The 15674-nt window shown below is 28.3% G+C and carries 11 protein-coding genes and 1 other annotated feature; of the genes, 5 read left to right on the top strand and 6 right to left on the bottom strand.

Translation table 11 applies throughout. The features are described from left to right. Positions 1–39: 39 nt before the first annotated feature. Positions 40–228 (bottom strand): helix-turn-helix transcriptional regulator, encoded by a 189-nt coding sequence (locus KGF41_RS00200; protein ID WP_176702531.1) that lies wholly within the window; start codon positions 226–228, stop codon positions 40–42. A gap of 191 nt (positions 229–419) precedes the next feature. Between KGF41_RS00200 and KGF41_RS00205 the strand changes: the two genes are divergently transcribed. From KGF41_RS00205 to KGF41_RS00225, 5 genes are all read left to right on the top strand, one after another. Next, positions 420–977, top strand: a complete 558-nt coding sequence (locus tag KGF41_RS00205; protein ID WP_074179695.1) for a helix-turn-helix domain-containing protein — start codon at positions 420–422, stop codon at positions 975–977. 104 nt (positions 978–1081) lie between these two features. Continuing rightward, positions 1082–1942: a helix-turn-helix domain-containing protein gene (locus KGF41_RS00210; RefSeq protein WP_079770284.1), complete on the top strand. Its 861-nt coding sequence runs from the start codon at positions 1082–1084 to the stop codon at positions 1940–1942. Between the two features lie 76 nt (positions 1943–2018). Then, positions 2019–2525: an ImmA/IrrE family metallo-endopeptidase gene (locus KGF41_RS00215; protein ID WP_227856246.1), complete on the top strand. Its 507-nt coding sequence runs from the start codon at positions 2019–2021 to the stop codon at positions 2523–2525. Positions 2526–2726: 201 nt separating this feature from the next. Then, entirely contained in the window at positions 2727–3857 is a 1131-nt protein-coding gene (locus KGF41_RS00220; RefSeq protein ID WP_227856247.1) for a site-specific integrase, read from the top strand. Between the two features lie 464 nt (positions 3858–4321). Continuing rightward, positions 4322–5497: a GGDEF domain-containing protein gene (locus tag KGF41_RS00225; RefSeq protein WP_227856248.1), complete on the top strand. Its 1176-nt coding sequence runs from the start codon at positions 4322–4324 to the stop codon at positions 5495–5497. A gap of 279 nt (positions 5498–5776) precedes the next feature. Here KGF41_RS00225 and KGF41_RS00230 read toward each other — a convergent pair whose 3' ends face one another. From KGF41_RS00230 to cspBA, 5 genes are all read right to left on the bottom strand, one after another. Further along, positions 5777–7711 carry a YARHG domain-containing protein gene (locus KGF41_RS00230; RefSeq protein WP_227842247.1) on the bottom strand — a complete coding sequence of 645 codons (1935 nt, stop codon included), beginning with the start codon at positions 7709–7711 and terminating at the stop codon, positions 5777–5779. 518 nt (positions 7712–8229) lie between these two features. Then, complete coding sequence (asnS, locus tag KGF41_RS00235; RefSeq protein ID WP_227437264.1) at positions 8230–9627, bottom strand: asparagine--tRNA ligase; 1398 nt, start codon at positions 9625–9627, stop codon at positions 8230–8232. A gap of 75 nt (positions 9628–9702) precedes the next feature. Then, positions 9703–9937 (bottom strand) — a binding site (T-box leader). 295 nt (positions 9938–10232) lie between these two features. Continuing rightward, on the bottom strand, positions 10233–10427 hold the full coding sequence (locus tag KGF41_RS00240; protein ID WP_227842245.1) for a CDIF630_02480 family spore surface protein: 195 nt from the start codon (positions 10425–10427) through the stop codon (positions 10233–10235). A 109-nt stretch (positions 10428–10536) separates the two neighbouring features. After that, on the bottom strand, positions 10537–12210 hold the full coding sequence (gene cspC / locus KGF41_RS00245) for a bile acid germinant receptor pseudoprotease CspC (RefSeq protein ID WP_227828863.1): 1674 nt from the start codon (positions 12208–12210) through the stop codon (positions 10537–10539). Positions 12211–12219: 9 nt separating this feature from the next. Further along, entirely contained in the window at positions 12220–15618 is a 3399-nt protein-coding gene (cspBA, locus tag KGF41_RS00250; RefSeq protein WP_227828864.1) for a bifunctional germination protease/germinant receptor pseudoprotease CspBA, read from the bottom strand. Positions 15619–15674: the final 56 nt, after the last annotated feature.

Consider the following 15674-nt stretch of genomic DNA (forward strand, 5'->3'; position numbering starts at 1 on the left):
ACACCTCCATTTATATTTTATAACCATTTTGGTTTCTATTTAGTTAAAAAAAATTTCACTTGGTTTTTTATTTAATACTATAGCTATCTCACTAGCTTCTTTTATTGTAAACTGTGTATACCCCTGTTCCTTTTTTTGATATGTAGAAAAAGGCATCTTTATTAATTCAGCTAATTGTCTTTGTGTTAAACCAATTTCAACTCTTGCTGCTTTTAATTTTCTATTCACATTAATCATTCCTTTCTGTAACCACTTTGGATACTTATATCTTATTACCTTTTCGGTTACTTGTCAATAGTTTTTTAATAAAAAAAGTTTATTTTTGGTTACTTTTATATCTTTTTTGGTTACTTAGTATTATAATCTACTTATCAAGTAACCAAATGGATATTTCAAAATATCGATTAGGAGGATTTTAAATGAGTAATTTAAGTAAAAGATTAAAGGAGTTAAGACTAAAAAGAGGTTTAACTCAGGAGCAAGTCGCAAATGATTTGGGTACAACAAAAGTCTCTATTGGAAGATATGAAAATGGAACTAGAGAACCTAAAAGTGAAATGTTAGAATCAATGTCAAATTATTATGATGTTTCAATTGATTACCTTTTTGGTAAAACTGATATAGAAAATTATAATGAGATAAAACAACCCAATAATTCTTTGATTGGCAAAAGAATAAAACTTCTAAGAACTGAAAAAAACATATTACAAAAAGAACTTGCTGATAAACTGCAAATAAACATAGACACTTTATCAAAATATGAAAATAATCTTGCTTCACCTAAAAGTGATGATATTGTAAAACTTGCTAATTATTTTGATGTCACAACAGATTACCTTCTAGGCACAACACTTGTTAGAAATCATATAGACACTATAGCCGCACACAAAGCAAATCCACATGAGGATCTACCTGAGGAAGCAAAAGAGCAACTTAATGACTATATAGAATTTTTAATAAATAAATACAAGAAGTAAGATTTAAAACTAATTAATACTTAATAGATAAATTCAGATTATTATTAAATTAACCAAACAATAGAAGATAAATTAATAATAATCTAGTTTCAAGGGGTGAGTACATGAGTATTTTATCAGATAGATTGAAGTTTCTTAGAAAAGAAAAAGGTGTAATGCAAAAAGAAATTGCCAACTATCTTAACATAACAACTAGTGCATATGGATTTTATGAGCAGGGTAAAAGAACTCCTGCTCCAGAAATACTATCTAGTTTAGCTGAATATTTTGGTACTACTGTTGATTATTTAATAGGCAGATATGATAATAAAACAAAAAATTCTTCTAATAAAAATTCTTGCAATAATATATTATTTCAAAAAAGATTAAAAGAGCTTAGAGCTGAGAAAAACATGACTCAAGAAGATGTTGCAAACAAATTAACCTTAAGTAAAAGTGCTTATGGTTATTATGAACAAGGAAAAACAGTTCCTGATGCTTATATGTTATCTAGTATTGCTAAAATATTTAATGTGTCTACTGATTACTTATTAGGTATATCCTCTGTTAAAAATCAAATAAATACATTTGTAACACACAAATCAAGACCTTATGGAAGTTTATCTAAAGATGAATTGCTTATGTCAAATTTTGGAGAACGCTTCAAACAATTACGAGAAGAAAAAAAGCTTACTCAAGATGAACTAGTTTCAAAATTTAATAAAGTTTACTTTACAAATTTTAATAAATCAACAATATCGCAATATGAAAATCATAAAAGAAGACCTGAAACAAGCATGTTAGAAAATTGGGCAGATTTCTTTAATGTTTCTACAGATTATCTTCTTGCCAGAATGCCAGTTGAAAACCATACAACTACTAGTGAAACACAAAAAATAATTAACTCTTATGAAAGCCTACCCAGAGAGGCTCAAGAGCATATTAATAGCTATATAGAATTTTTGATGAGTAAATATAAAAAATAAACATTTAGAGCAGTTTTTTATCTGCTCTTTATATAATCAAAAAACAAACATACATTCTTTTTATAGGGGGATTTCAATGAAAAAACTAGATATACTTTTAGACTTAGCAAATAAAGAAGAAATAGAAATTTACTTTACTGACACCATAGTAAACGACATAAAAGGATTGTACATAAACAGACAAGGGCTAAGAATTATATCATTACTTAATTCATTAAAACAAAATCATACTAAACTAATAGAAGTATTAGCAGAAGAACTAGGACATCATTTTACTAGTGTTGGAAATCACATATCTTCAAACAATAACTATAGAAGCAAACTTATGATAGATAAATGTGAAAATAAAGCACTAAAATGGGCATGTGAATTTCTTATAACAGAAAAAGAACTTATACATATTATTAATTCTAATATAACATGTGTATATGAAATAGCTGATAATTTACATGTCAGTGTTGAATTTTTATTAAAAAGACTAGAGTTTCTATCACGAAAGAAAAATATGCTGGACTTAGGAAATAATAAATTTTTAGTATTAACTAATTTACCAAATTTCTATATATATGAAGATATTTTTTAGGTTCAATTATTCTACTTTCATAGACTCATTATTCTACATACAGACATTAAAATTAATTATTTCAAATATATATTGTAATATAATTTATTTTTTTAATTATACCAAAAAAAATAGTATAACATGTATATAAAGAGCAGTAATTCTGCTCTTTTATATAAACAAAAAACAAACATACATTCTTAAAAGAAAGGAGTTATTAATATGAAAGGTGGGGTAAGAAAAAGAAGCAACAAATGGTATTACTACTTTGACTTAGGTATAGTAGCAGGAAAAAGAAAAAAAGTAGAAAGAATTGGTGGTAATACAAAAAAAGAAGCTGAAAAAGCCTTAAGAGAAGCACTAAATGAATATGAGAACTCTGGTATAGTATTTGATGAAAGCAATATCAGCTTATCAGATTATCTCGACTTTTGGTTCAAAGAATATGTTTTACTTAACTGTAAATACAACACTCAAGAAAGCTACCGAATAAACATAGAAAAACATATAAAACCAAAATTAGGTGCTTACAAAGTAAAAGCTCTAACACCAGCAATACTACAAAATTTCATAAACAAAAAGTACAAAGAGGACTATTCTCAAAGTACATTGCAAGTGTTAAAAGCTATCTTACATAGGTCATTAAAATCAGCAGTATACCCTTACAAACACATACGAGAAAATCCCATGCAATATGTAAGCATCCCAAAGTCAAAATCTAAACCAGAAACTAAAAAAGTTAAAACTATTACACTAGATGAATTTAATCAAATACTAAATATATTTCCTCAAAATTCATTTCAACATATAGTTTTACTCATAAGCTTCCATACTGGTATGCGAAGGGGCGAAGTTTCTGCACTAACATGGGATGATATAGACCTTGATAATAAAACTATCACAGTAAAACATACTCTGATTAAAAGGAAGAATGGAATGTTTGAATTAAGCCAACCAAAAACAGAAAGCTCTTGCAGAACTATATTTACAGGCGATACTTTAATAAAAGAATTAAAAGACTATAAACTATACCAAAAGAAGATGAAACTAAAATATGGTGAATTTTATTTTGATAGTGATTGGGTTTGTACTAAAGAAAATGGTCAGCATGTAACTATCCATACTATGGATACCATTGTAAGACAAATTAGAGAAGCCTTAAACAACGACTTCCATTTCCATTGTCTAAGACATACACATGCTACCCTACTATTAGAAAATGGGGCTAACATTAAAGATATTCAAAACCGTTTAGGTCATAGCCAATTATCAACTACAATGGATACATATTCACACGTAACTGATAAGATGAAAAATGAAACTGTAGATATATTTGAAAGAATTACAAATTAGTTTGCCACCAAAAAATATAGTACGGTGGCAAATGGGTGGCAAACTCTCATTTATCTATTTTAAAAACTAAATTCATGAATTTCATATAGTCGTCTATAACGTTGCAATTTCAACGCTTTAAGTTTTATACTAATCTCAATTTACATACATTACTAGTCAGAGATTCATCCAATAAAACTTAATTATACCTTAATTGGATATATTTATCTATTTTGTTTGTCTTATATTAGTATTTCATTATAATTGTCTAATATTCAAAAATAAATAACTTACTCATCTTAATTATAATAAGATACTAATACAAAACTTTATTTAATATTAACTAATAAATATCACCTATTATAAATTTAGATTGTTACATATATCATATTTTGCTATAATTAAATTGTAAACAAAGTATTCCGAGTATCTAAGAAAAGAAAAGGAATACTTATTTTTATGTTTTATTTTTAATGGAGGCTTATATGAACTTAGAAAAATTCAAAAAATTCTTTGGATTCCCTCTAGATAAAAAACACAAAGAAAATGTTGAACGAGAACTTTGCAATTATCTTTATCATACAGGCAAAATTATTTGTATCATAATAATAATATCTCAACTAATTATGATGATATCAATATCAGCTAGAGATGGTGGCCCTTTTGCCACCCCAAGACGTCAATGGTATTTTTGTATGTATATAATACTACTTTGTATCTCTTTAATTTTTATGTTTGTTTTTTCTTATCTTTGGAATAAAAAAAAGGAACATTGCACTTGTTATATAAACTTATGGGTGATTTATGTAACTTTTTTCTGCTTATGGGGTTGTGTAATTACTTTGCTTGACCAGTTAGGTGGAAATGATTTGAGTGTATTCAGTTATATAATGTTAACAGCTGCTGCTTTTTCAGTATTAAAATTAGGTCAATCAATAGTAGTTTTTGGAGGATGTTTTTTATTTCTTAATCTACTCTTACCAGGAATTCAAACTGTATCAGGTAATGAGTTCAGTAATATTGTAAACACATTTTTTATAACATCACTTGCTATTTTTGTTTCTACAATGTTATATAGAAGTCGTGTATTTACTTATTATGATAAAATGATAATCCATCAACAATACGAAGAAATCTATCATATGAATAATTTATTAAATCTTAAGGTTATGACTGATGACCTAACTAAAATGAATAATCGTAGATATCTAGAAGATGTTCTTCAAAAAAAATTAAGTACCCATTCAAATCAAGAGCCTATAACAGGGATGATGATAGATATAGATTATTTTAAACAATTTAATGACACTTACGGACATCAAAAAGGTGACTACTGTTTACAAAATATTGCTAAAGTAATTTTAGATTTTACAAATTCTGAAAATGAACATGCTATCCGTTATGGTGGTGAAGAATTTTTTATATGTATTTTCAATTGTGATGAGGAGAATGCTAAACTTAAATCCGAATGTTTACGTAAGATTATAGAGTATTGTAATTTTGAACGTGATGATGTTCCTTCAAAATGTGTGACTGTTAGCATCGGAGTTCATACAAAGAAAGTCGAAGAATTAATAACTTTAAATGAATTTATAAGTTATTGTGATAAAGCTTTATATATTGCAAAGGAACAAGGTCGTAATTGTGTTGCATTTTATTAAAAGTATAGAAATGAAAGTATCAATCCTTATATTTATATTTTCTTAATAAGAAATTTATTTTGTTCAAAACATTTAGATAATATTATGCAAATCTATAAATTAGCTTTTTAGATTCATACATGAATTATTAAATCTATAAGTTATGCTTAAGTCTAACTTATAGATTTAATAATTTTATATATGATTAATTTATGTTTAAAATTAATTCACATTTCAATTTTAATGTTTATAGACTATCTTATACTACATTTAGACATGTATTTTAAAATTTCTTATTACTTAGTTTTCCATTTCCTTAATCAATGATACATTTTGTTTCTCTACAGAATTTAAAATATCTGTATCCGCTCCTATACTATAATCTGGCTGATACCATGACTTATTACTAAAATAACTCTTATATGGTTCTTCTTTAAATACATATCCATATCTTGCAAATATTTCATTTCTTATATAGGCTAACTCCTCTTTACTATAAAGCCCAAGTTCATCTTTAGTTAATACTCTAGAATCACTATCATATATAATATAATCATCATCATAACTTACTTCCTTATTTTTCGTATTAGAACTTGAACCTGAATCACTTTTATTGCTCTTTTTATCAGTATTTTCACTATTTTCCTTGTTATTTATACTCTTAATAAATTTTTCAGCTTCTTCTTTGGAAATCTTATTAAGTGTGCCACTCACGTTATTAGCTTGCAATGAAATTTCATTACTATTAAATTTAGTTATAGTAAATTTTTCCTTTGATAAAGTATCTTTTCCTTTTAATACTATGCTGTTACTATCTGAACTTTCTTCTTCATATTTAACTGTATAATTACTTTCTTCTTCACTTTTACTATAAAGTTTTATCTTATTTGGCTCTTCAAATTCAAATATATTATATTCATCAGCTTTCCAAAAACCATTTAAATCTTTTGGCTCCAAATTTTTAGAGTAAATCAACTTATTCCCTAAATAAACTTCTGAATATTTACCTACATTGTTTATTTCTATATTGTCTTTCTTAGTTTTTAAATTATAAAAATGTATTTCCTTATTTTTAGTAGAATATGCTATATTCTCTGAATTAAATGAATAGCCAATAACATCACTTGCTATCTTGTCTTTATCTAAAAATAACTCCCCACTTGATTTAATATAAAGTAATTCCTCATCATTAATAATAGATACATTAGAATTTTCTTTCATATCATTGCCTATTTTTTCGTCTTCTTTATTATTTTTCTTAATATATATATCTCCATCAGAATTTGTAAATACAATTCCATCTTTAATAAAACTTACATAATTAATGTCTGATTTTATTTTATTAGACTCCTCTTTACCTATTTCTTTCTCATACAATTCATCATCACTATTTATAAAATAAAATTTATTATCTCTATATTTATAAGACCTAATATCTGATGCTATTTTTTCACTAACATTATTTTTGTACAAATATAACTCACCTTTCAAATCCTTATAATTATACTCACTTATATACATAATTTCTTCATCATTAGATTTTACCCCCCATAAATTTGATACATCTGAACTAATTTTGACCTTATCATTTTTATCTGTGCTTTTTAAATATAAATTGTCATCATTATTTATAAATATTACATCCCCTTTATTATTTACAATATCAAAGCTCTGTATATCAGTAGATATTTTTTCTTTATTTCCATCTTCTTTATATAGATATAACTCTTCATCTGTATTCATATAATATATGAATTTTCCATCTGTAGACATCCTATACAATACAACATCATTAGCTATTTTTTCTTTATCTTTTCCATCGTATTTTACATACAAAGATTTTTCTGATGATATATATGCTATAGTGTTTGAAGAAGGCATAAATTCATATGAATTAATTTCATCAGAAGATAAATCTGATGCTATTTTTTCCTTTTCTTTTTTTAGGTTATACTTATATAAATTATTTTCTTTATCTTGAATTAATATTGATTGTTCCCCATTTATATAATCTTTTTTAGTATATGTAGGTACATCTGATGCTATTTTTTCTTCATCCTTACCTTCTGTCTTTATGTATACATCTGTCATATCGTCTGAATTATTCTCATCATTTTTTAATAGTATAAGAGAATTATCTCTGTCTGCTTGCTTACCTTTAGAACCATTTTTTGAACTGCAACCTGTACATATAAGTGCCAAACTTAAAACTATAAACAACCCTTTCTTAAACATTATTACTTCCCCCTCATGATAATGATAAAACTTTTTGTGTAATAAATATACTATTCAATAATTTTTTAGATTTAAATCACCTTATATATTTTTATACTATTTACATAAAGATAATGCTTAAATATAATTTATATTTAAACTTCCAAAAAATTACTCTACTAGTTATAGTATATCATAATAAACGTTATCCAATCACACTCACTATTGTCACTCCAAAAGCTTTTAGTGCCTCTTGAAGAACTTTGTTTCCACCATAAGGATACCCAATAGGATTAAAATAAAGTTTAGCAGTTTGTTCACCAATTATTTCACAATCTTCTATTGTATAATCGCCAAGTCCAATTATTTATCCTCCTAGTATAAGTAACTTATAATTACATTGTATAATAAAATATGAATAAGCAAACTACATATATTTGTAAACACAATAAAAATAACTTGTATGTATCTAAATCAGATAGCACACAAGCTATTTATTATATCGAAAAATTATATAATTATATTATAGGTTATAATTATTAGAATTCAGCATTTTTAGGAGTTCTTGGGAAAGGTATAACGTCTCTTATGTTAGACATACCTGTCATATACATAATTATTCTTTCAAATCCAAGACCAAATCCAGAGTGAGTAGCAGTACCAAATTTTCTAAGTTCTAAATACCACCAGTAATCTTCTTCATTTAATCCCATTTCATGAATTCTATCTAATAGTACGTCTTCTCTTTCTTCTCTTTGAGAACCTCCAACTATCTCTCCAACACCAGGAACTAATAAATCCATTGCTCTAACAGTTTTACCATCTTCATTCATTCTCATATAGAACGCTTTTATATCTTTTGGATAATCCGTAACAAATACTGGAGAATTGTATATTTGTTCTGTTATATATCTTTCATGTTCAGTTTGAAGATCACATCCCCATTCTACTGGATACTCAAACTCATGTCCTGATTCAAGTAATAACTCTACTGCTTTAGTGTATGTTATTCTAACAAATTCAGAATTTACTATTTTATTTAGTCTTTCTAGCAATCCTTTATCTATAAAACTATTAAAGAATTCCATTTCTTCTGGAGCGTTTTCTAAAACATAGTTTATAACGTATTTTATCATATCTTCTGCAAGTTCCATATTATCTTCAAGGTCTGCAAAAACTATTTCTGGCTCTATCATCCAAAATTCTGAAGCATGTCTTCCTGTATAAGAGTTTTCAGCTCTAAATGTAGGTCCAAAAGTATAAACATTTCTAAAAGAAAGTGCCATTATTTCAGCATTTAATTGCCCACTAACTGTCAAATTAGCTTCTTTCCCAAAGAAATCTTGTGTATAGTCTATTTTTCCATCTTCTGTTTTTGGAATATCATTTAAATCCATAGTTGTTATTCTAAACATTTCTCCTGCACCTTCACAGTCACTACCTGTTATGATTGGAGAATGTGCATATACAAAGTTTCTTTCTTGAAAGAATTTGTGTATTGCATATGCAGCTATTGATCTTACTCTAAATACAGCTGAAAAAGTATTACTTCTTGGTCTTAAATGTGCTATTGTTCTTAAATACTCAAGTGTATGTCTTTTCTTTTGTAGTGGGTATGAACTATCTGATTCACCTTCTACAACTATATTTTTTGCATGTATTTCTACTGGTTGTTTAGCTCCTTCTGTAGATACCAACTCACCTTCTACAAGTATAGATGAGCTTATTGCCAATTTACCTATCTCTTTAAAATTTTCAACTTTTTCATCAAATACTATTTGCATATTTTTAAAGAAACTTCCATCATTTAATTCTATAAAGCCAAAGTTTTTAGATACTCTAGATGTTCTTATCCACCCAGCTACTTTGACAGTTTTTCCTATGTACTGTTCTTTATCTCTGTACAATTCTTTTACTGTTATAAATTCCTTTTGCATTTTAAAGCCTCCTAGTTTAATTTTTAGTAATTTCTTCTAAATATAATTCCATAAAAAAAGCCCTTCATCCCTGTATAAAGGGACGAAAGACTATTACTTTCGCGGTACCACCCTAGTTGTCATAAATGACCTCTTAGTTAAGCAATGCTTAAAGCCTATAACGGTGCCTTCCGTCTAAGTCTACTTGCTAAATAAGCTTTCGATTAGAAACTCCAAGATGTTCTTCAATATAAAACTTGTATTGAGCTTTCACCATCCTCAACTCGCTAAAACTACATTTTATATCTACTCTTCTCTTCACAGTATTTATCTTCTATTATTTCCGCTAATTAACAAAATTATACCAATTTATAAATTTTTAGTCAATAAGTTTATACAATTGATATTTACTAGTCTTATATAATCTATAATATAAACATTTATATTCAAAAATTTATATTTCCCTTTCAAATGTTTATAAATTACATTTTGCCTTCTGACATTTATAAAAAAAGTAAAGTAGTATACTGTTTATTAGCCTAAGTTTAACTTTAAGCTTTTTAAACTAATACTACTTTACTTAAATACAATAAATTATTTATTTTTGTTATCAAGTATAGAAGTCTTTACAGTTTACTTCCATTGTCAACCCAATCTTTTGCTTCTTCAACACTATTAAGTGAAGGTATTGAAACTTTACTATGAGGTTTTAATTTTTCAACATCTGCCCAAGCTGCTGTTGATTCATTTCCAACTAGAAGTGGACTTCTAAGTCTTTTGTTATCTTTACCTTTTAATGCTCTTGCTTTTTTACTTTCCAAAACTATCACCTCTATATATTTATTTTGTAATAGTTTTAGCAATTTTTCAAATTAAATTCATAAGTAAAATTTATAACAGATAAAATGCCATTATTTACATATTTTTTATTTATAAAGTATTTGCTATCTGTTGAATTGTATTTTTTAAATTTAAAATCCCATATCCCTGTGAAACATTTGGATATGTATATATATCGAGCTTCGTAGCTCCCAATATTAAATATGTTTTTAAAACTTGTGTAAACAATGATAACCTTGGGATATTATCTTGTTTTTCCAAGTATTCCATTAATAAGGCCAAGACTCCAGAAACTATAGAACTACTAACGCCTGTACCTGTTGCTGTATTGTATGTTCCATTTTTATATGTAGATATTATATCTACTCCTGGGGCTACTATATCTGGCTTAATTCCTCTTCCTCTAATTGGCCCTTTTGATGAACCAATCCACATACTATCAGTCTTATTATTAAATGTACCAACTGTAATTACATCATCACCAGCAGCATACATAGTTATTGTAGCCACTGAGTCTGGGTCTAAAAATCTTGTATCTGGTGCTATCAAGTTTTTATTTGGTAAATATATGTCATACTCTCCTCCTATTAGGAGTTCTGGAGTTAGCCTCAACGTCCACACACCAGGTTTTATATCTCTCAGTCTTATCTCTAGACTTTCATTTCCAGAAGTGATATATGGATAGATGAATCTCATTGAATAAGTAGTATTTTCCAGATTAAACTTTCCTCTATATACATAAAAGTCTGGGGAATATCTTATATCATGACTAACTTCACCTGAAGGAGATATTATTTGTGCCCCTATCTTATCTGGGCCATTTGTATTGAGTGTTATATCAAGTGCGTAATCGTCACCATCTTGTATTATTACATCTTGGACTTCATTTAAACTACTAAATCTTCCAGCATAATGAATATCTGTATTACCTTGATTACCTGCGCCACTTACTAATACAACACCAGCACTACTTAATATATTAAATGTGTCTAATATGGAAGTAGTTGCTACAGCACCTGACTTAACTCCGATAGTAAGATTTATTATTATAGGCTTATTTTCTGTTTTTGCTATATTAGTAACATATGTTATAGCTGCTAAAAAATCTGAAACACTATAATTTATCCTTCCAGCATAATAGGTATCTGTATATGATTTTAATTTAACCACTATCAAATCTGACTCTGTAGTTATACCTCTATATTGTGAATTTACTCTTCCATTTCCTACTAATATACCAGAAGCCAAAGTTCCAGTACCTATATTATCTTGACTTAAACTTCCATCATTTCTACTTATAGCTAAACTTAATTCACTTCTTGTAAATTCACTCCCAAAAATAAATCCTTCTGGTGGTGGATTTGTATTTTCTTCCTGATCCCATAATCGTAAAACCTTACTTGTTCCATCTGCGTTCACAAAATCAGGATGTAAATAATCTATACCAGAATCTATAACTGCTAATAAAATTCCTCTTCCTGTTATATCATTATATGGATTCTCATAAATATACTCTGATTCAGTAGCTGTTGTAATAGTTTCTCCATTATTCATATTATTAGTTATTTCAATTAAACTACTCATTGGAGCAGATTCTTCCCACCAAGCAACTTGTAGTATATTATTTAAAATAGTTTCATCAAAGTCCATAGGTACATATATTACTGCAAGCTGACTATTTAAAACCATATATCTATTTATTCCATTTTGTTGAAGTGCAGTTTCTATATCACCCTGATAAATTATACAATAAGATTTTTCCATAAATCCCTCCTATCTTAACACATCAAACATACCTCTAACGTCCAAAGTTCCATATCCAACACTTGTATTTGGATACTCTGTAGTTTGATTTTTTCTAGCTCCAGCCTGCATAAAAGTTTTTATTTTTTGGACGTATGCTTGATTTGGATATCTTCTATCAACAAAAGTATATTGAAAATACATCGCAGCAGCTCCTGCAGCATGTGCACTAGCTGCTGCTGTACCAGTTATAGTCGCGTATGTATTTCCAGGATATGCAGCTATTATATTAACTCCTGGTGCTACTAAGTCTGGCTTTAATCTATCTTCAATAGTTGGCCCTCTTGATGAACTTTGCCACAAACTATTATTAATAGTATTGTAAGCTCCTATAGTTATTAAATCGTCCTGAACAGCAGGATAATTTATAGTATAAAAAGGGTCAACCTCTCTAAATCTAGTTCCACTTTTTAAAAGAGCTCTATTTGGAAGATACAAGTTATATATTCCATTTACAATGTAAACCCCTACTAATCTAATCTTCCACACTCCTCTTTTAGCATTTCTCAGGGTAACATTGGTAAACTGCTGACCTGAAAAAGTAGTTGGATATACATATGTTATAGAATACTCGGTTCCTTCTAAATCAAATAAACCTGTTACCCTATTATAACTTGATATTCCAACACTTTTACTTTCTTCACCAGTGGGAGACACTATTATTACATCTGCTTTATCTGGTTTATTCAACCAAAGCTCAACTGATAATTCTTCTTCTTCTTCATTTAATTCCAACTCGACTTCAACAGCACTTCCTACATTTGGTATTCTTCCAGATGTGTGTGTCTGAGTGTTCCCTTCATTTCCAGCTCCTGCTGTTATACACAATCCTCTAGTAAAAAATGCTTTTTCACTATTACTTCTATTGGTCAATCCAACTAAACTATTGCTACCCAAAGATATATTTATTACTAATGGTCTCCCAAGTTCAAAAGATTTTTTATATGCATACTGAGACGCAGCAAATAACATTGCACTATTATAAAATCCTTCTATCTTAGCAGTTTTTATTATTATTAATTCAGCATCCTCAGCTATTCCTGCATATTCCTTATTTACATTACCAAGACCTGCACATATACCACTTATCATAGTACCTTGCCCAACTTCATCTTGAGATAGACTAGCATCATTTTCTGCAATTGCTCTATTAATATCTTCTCGTGTATATTCTGTACCAATATAAAAACCTTCAGGTGGAGTTCCATCCTTTGTTTGGTCCCATAAAAAAGCTATTTTTGAAGTTCCATCTGCATATATAAAGTCTTTATGTAGATAGTCTATTCCTGTATCAGCAATTGCTATAAGAGTACCTCTTCCTGTTATTGTTATATTTGGATTATTTTTAAAAAAATTTACACCTATTTCTTCGGTTGCAACTACACCACCAAAAGTACCTTGATTAATCTCTCCAAGCAGTGTCATCTTTATAGTTGATTCTGTCCTTATAACTGATGGAAGTTCCAAAACTCGTTGTATACTATTATAGTCTGTAGTGTTTATAGATAATACACCAAATGAGTCACTTAACTTAAGAAATTCTTGACTCATACCCAATGATGCTAACTCGTCTTCAAATTCAGGAGTATGAATTACATTTATTCCTGCCAATGTTCCTGATTGTCTATCCATATTTTCACTTAGAAAATCCTCCAAATTTAAGTCATTATTTCTTTGAGCATTATAACTTTCTATAATTTTATAATTATTTTCTTCATCTTTAAATGACTTATTAATGCTTCTATATCCAATGTTTTCTGTTTCTAAATCTTGATTTATACTAGATAAAGTATACAAATCTATGTCTGATAAATTTAAAAATCCAAATCCTGATGAATTATTCGGATATTGCTGATTACTTAGTCTTCTTGCTCCCCTAAGAAGTAATGCTCTTAACTTTTGTGAATATAAAAATAAATCATTTCCATTTACAATTCCCCACTCCATAAACAACGAACAAACTCCTGTGACATGAGGAGTAGCCATGCTAGTTCCAGTTAATGCTCCACTTGTACCTCCTGGTAAAAAAGATATTATATCTTCGCCTGGAGCTAATAAGTCTGGTTTAAACACTCCTAATTGTGTATCTCCTTCGCCAGAAAATATGGATACTATATCTGTTCTTGAATTGAAACTACCTACAGTTATAACTCTACTTGCTGTTCCAGGAACTGTAACAGTAAGTTCTTGAGTTGGAATCAAAAATCTCGTGTTTCTATTTAATCCCTCAGAAGTTGGTAGATATATATTTATATTACCAGTTACAATATCTATAGGCTCAAATACAATTCTCCATAAACCAGGATTTATCTGTGTATTTGAACTTAACTGCAAAGTAACTCTTCTAGTAAGAGAATATGGTGCTATAGGATAAAAATAACCAGTAATTCTTGTCTCTCCTAAAGTATTTCTTATTTCACCTGAAGTTAGAGAAATTGATTGTGTCTGACTATTTGATGGACTTACTAAATGTACACTAAAATCATCAATAAAATCTGGCCATATGTTTATATTTAATATACGTTCTCCTTCTCCAATTACAAACTCAACTTCTTCTGTAGTATTATTTTGAAGTCTAATCCTTTTATGACCACCCTTATCTGCATTATTACCAGCCGCTACCACTATATTATTTTTCCAAAATAAACACATATCATCTATATACTGCTCAAATAAAGAAGTTCCTCTATGCGAACCTTCATTACTTCCATAACTTATATTTAATGTAACAGGCATTCTTAATTCTAATGCCCTATCTAAAATAAATTTAATCGCCCTCATAAACTCTGTACTTCTTGAAAAAACATCTGTCTGTATATTTCCAACTCTTACTACTATTATCCTAGCATCACTTGCAATAGTTGAACAAATACCTGCAACATGTGTACCATGTAGACTAGTCGTTGAAATAGGTATATATGTATTACCAGCTATTGCATTATTTATATCTTCATTAGTATATAATGTTCCTTCTTTAAAACCTGCTGGAGGATTTCCTTGTATAGACTGGTCCCAATAGTATAATATTTTAGACCTTCCATCACTATCTCTAAATACAGGCAAAGTATAATCTATACCCGAATCAATTATACCAATTATAGTCCCTTTTCCAGTTAATCCTGTTCTATTTTTAAAACCTGTTATCCCTGTGCTTGAAAAACTTTGGATGTCTTGGGTTTGTAATATAAAAGGTTTTTCTATAAACTCTATTTCTGGATAAGTCAGTAATCTATTTATATCTTCTTCATTACTTGATGTTATTATTGCATATGAAGAATTAAGTATTTCTACTGAAACACCTAATTCTTGCTCTAATCTTAATATATCTCCATTGTATTTTACGATTAATTCATAATTTATTATAATCACCTCAATTTCTAAAATTATTATTAATGTATATGTTTTTTGTAAGTCTAAAATGTATT

This window comes from Clostridioides sp. ZZV14-6150, from assembly GCF_020657875.1.
GTDB lineage: Bacteria > Bacillota > Clostridia > Peptostreptococcales > Peptostreptococcaceae > Clostridioides.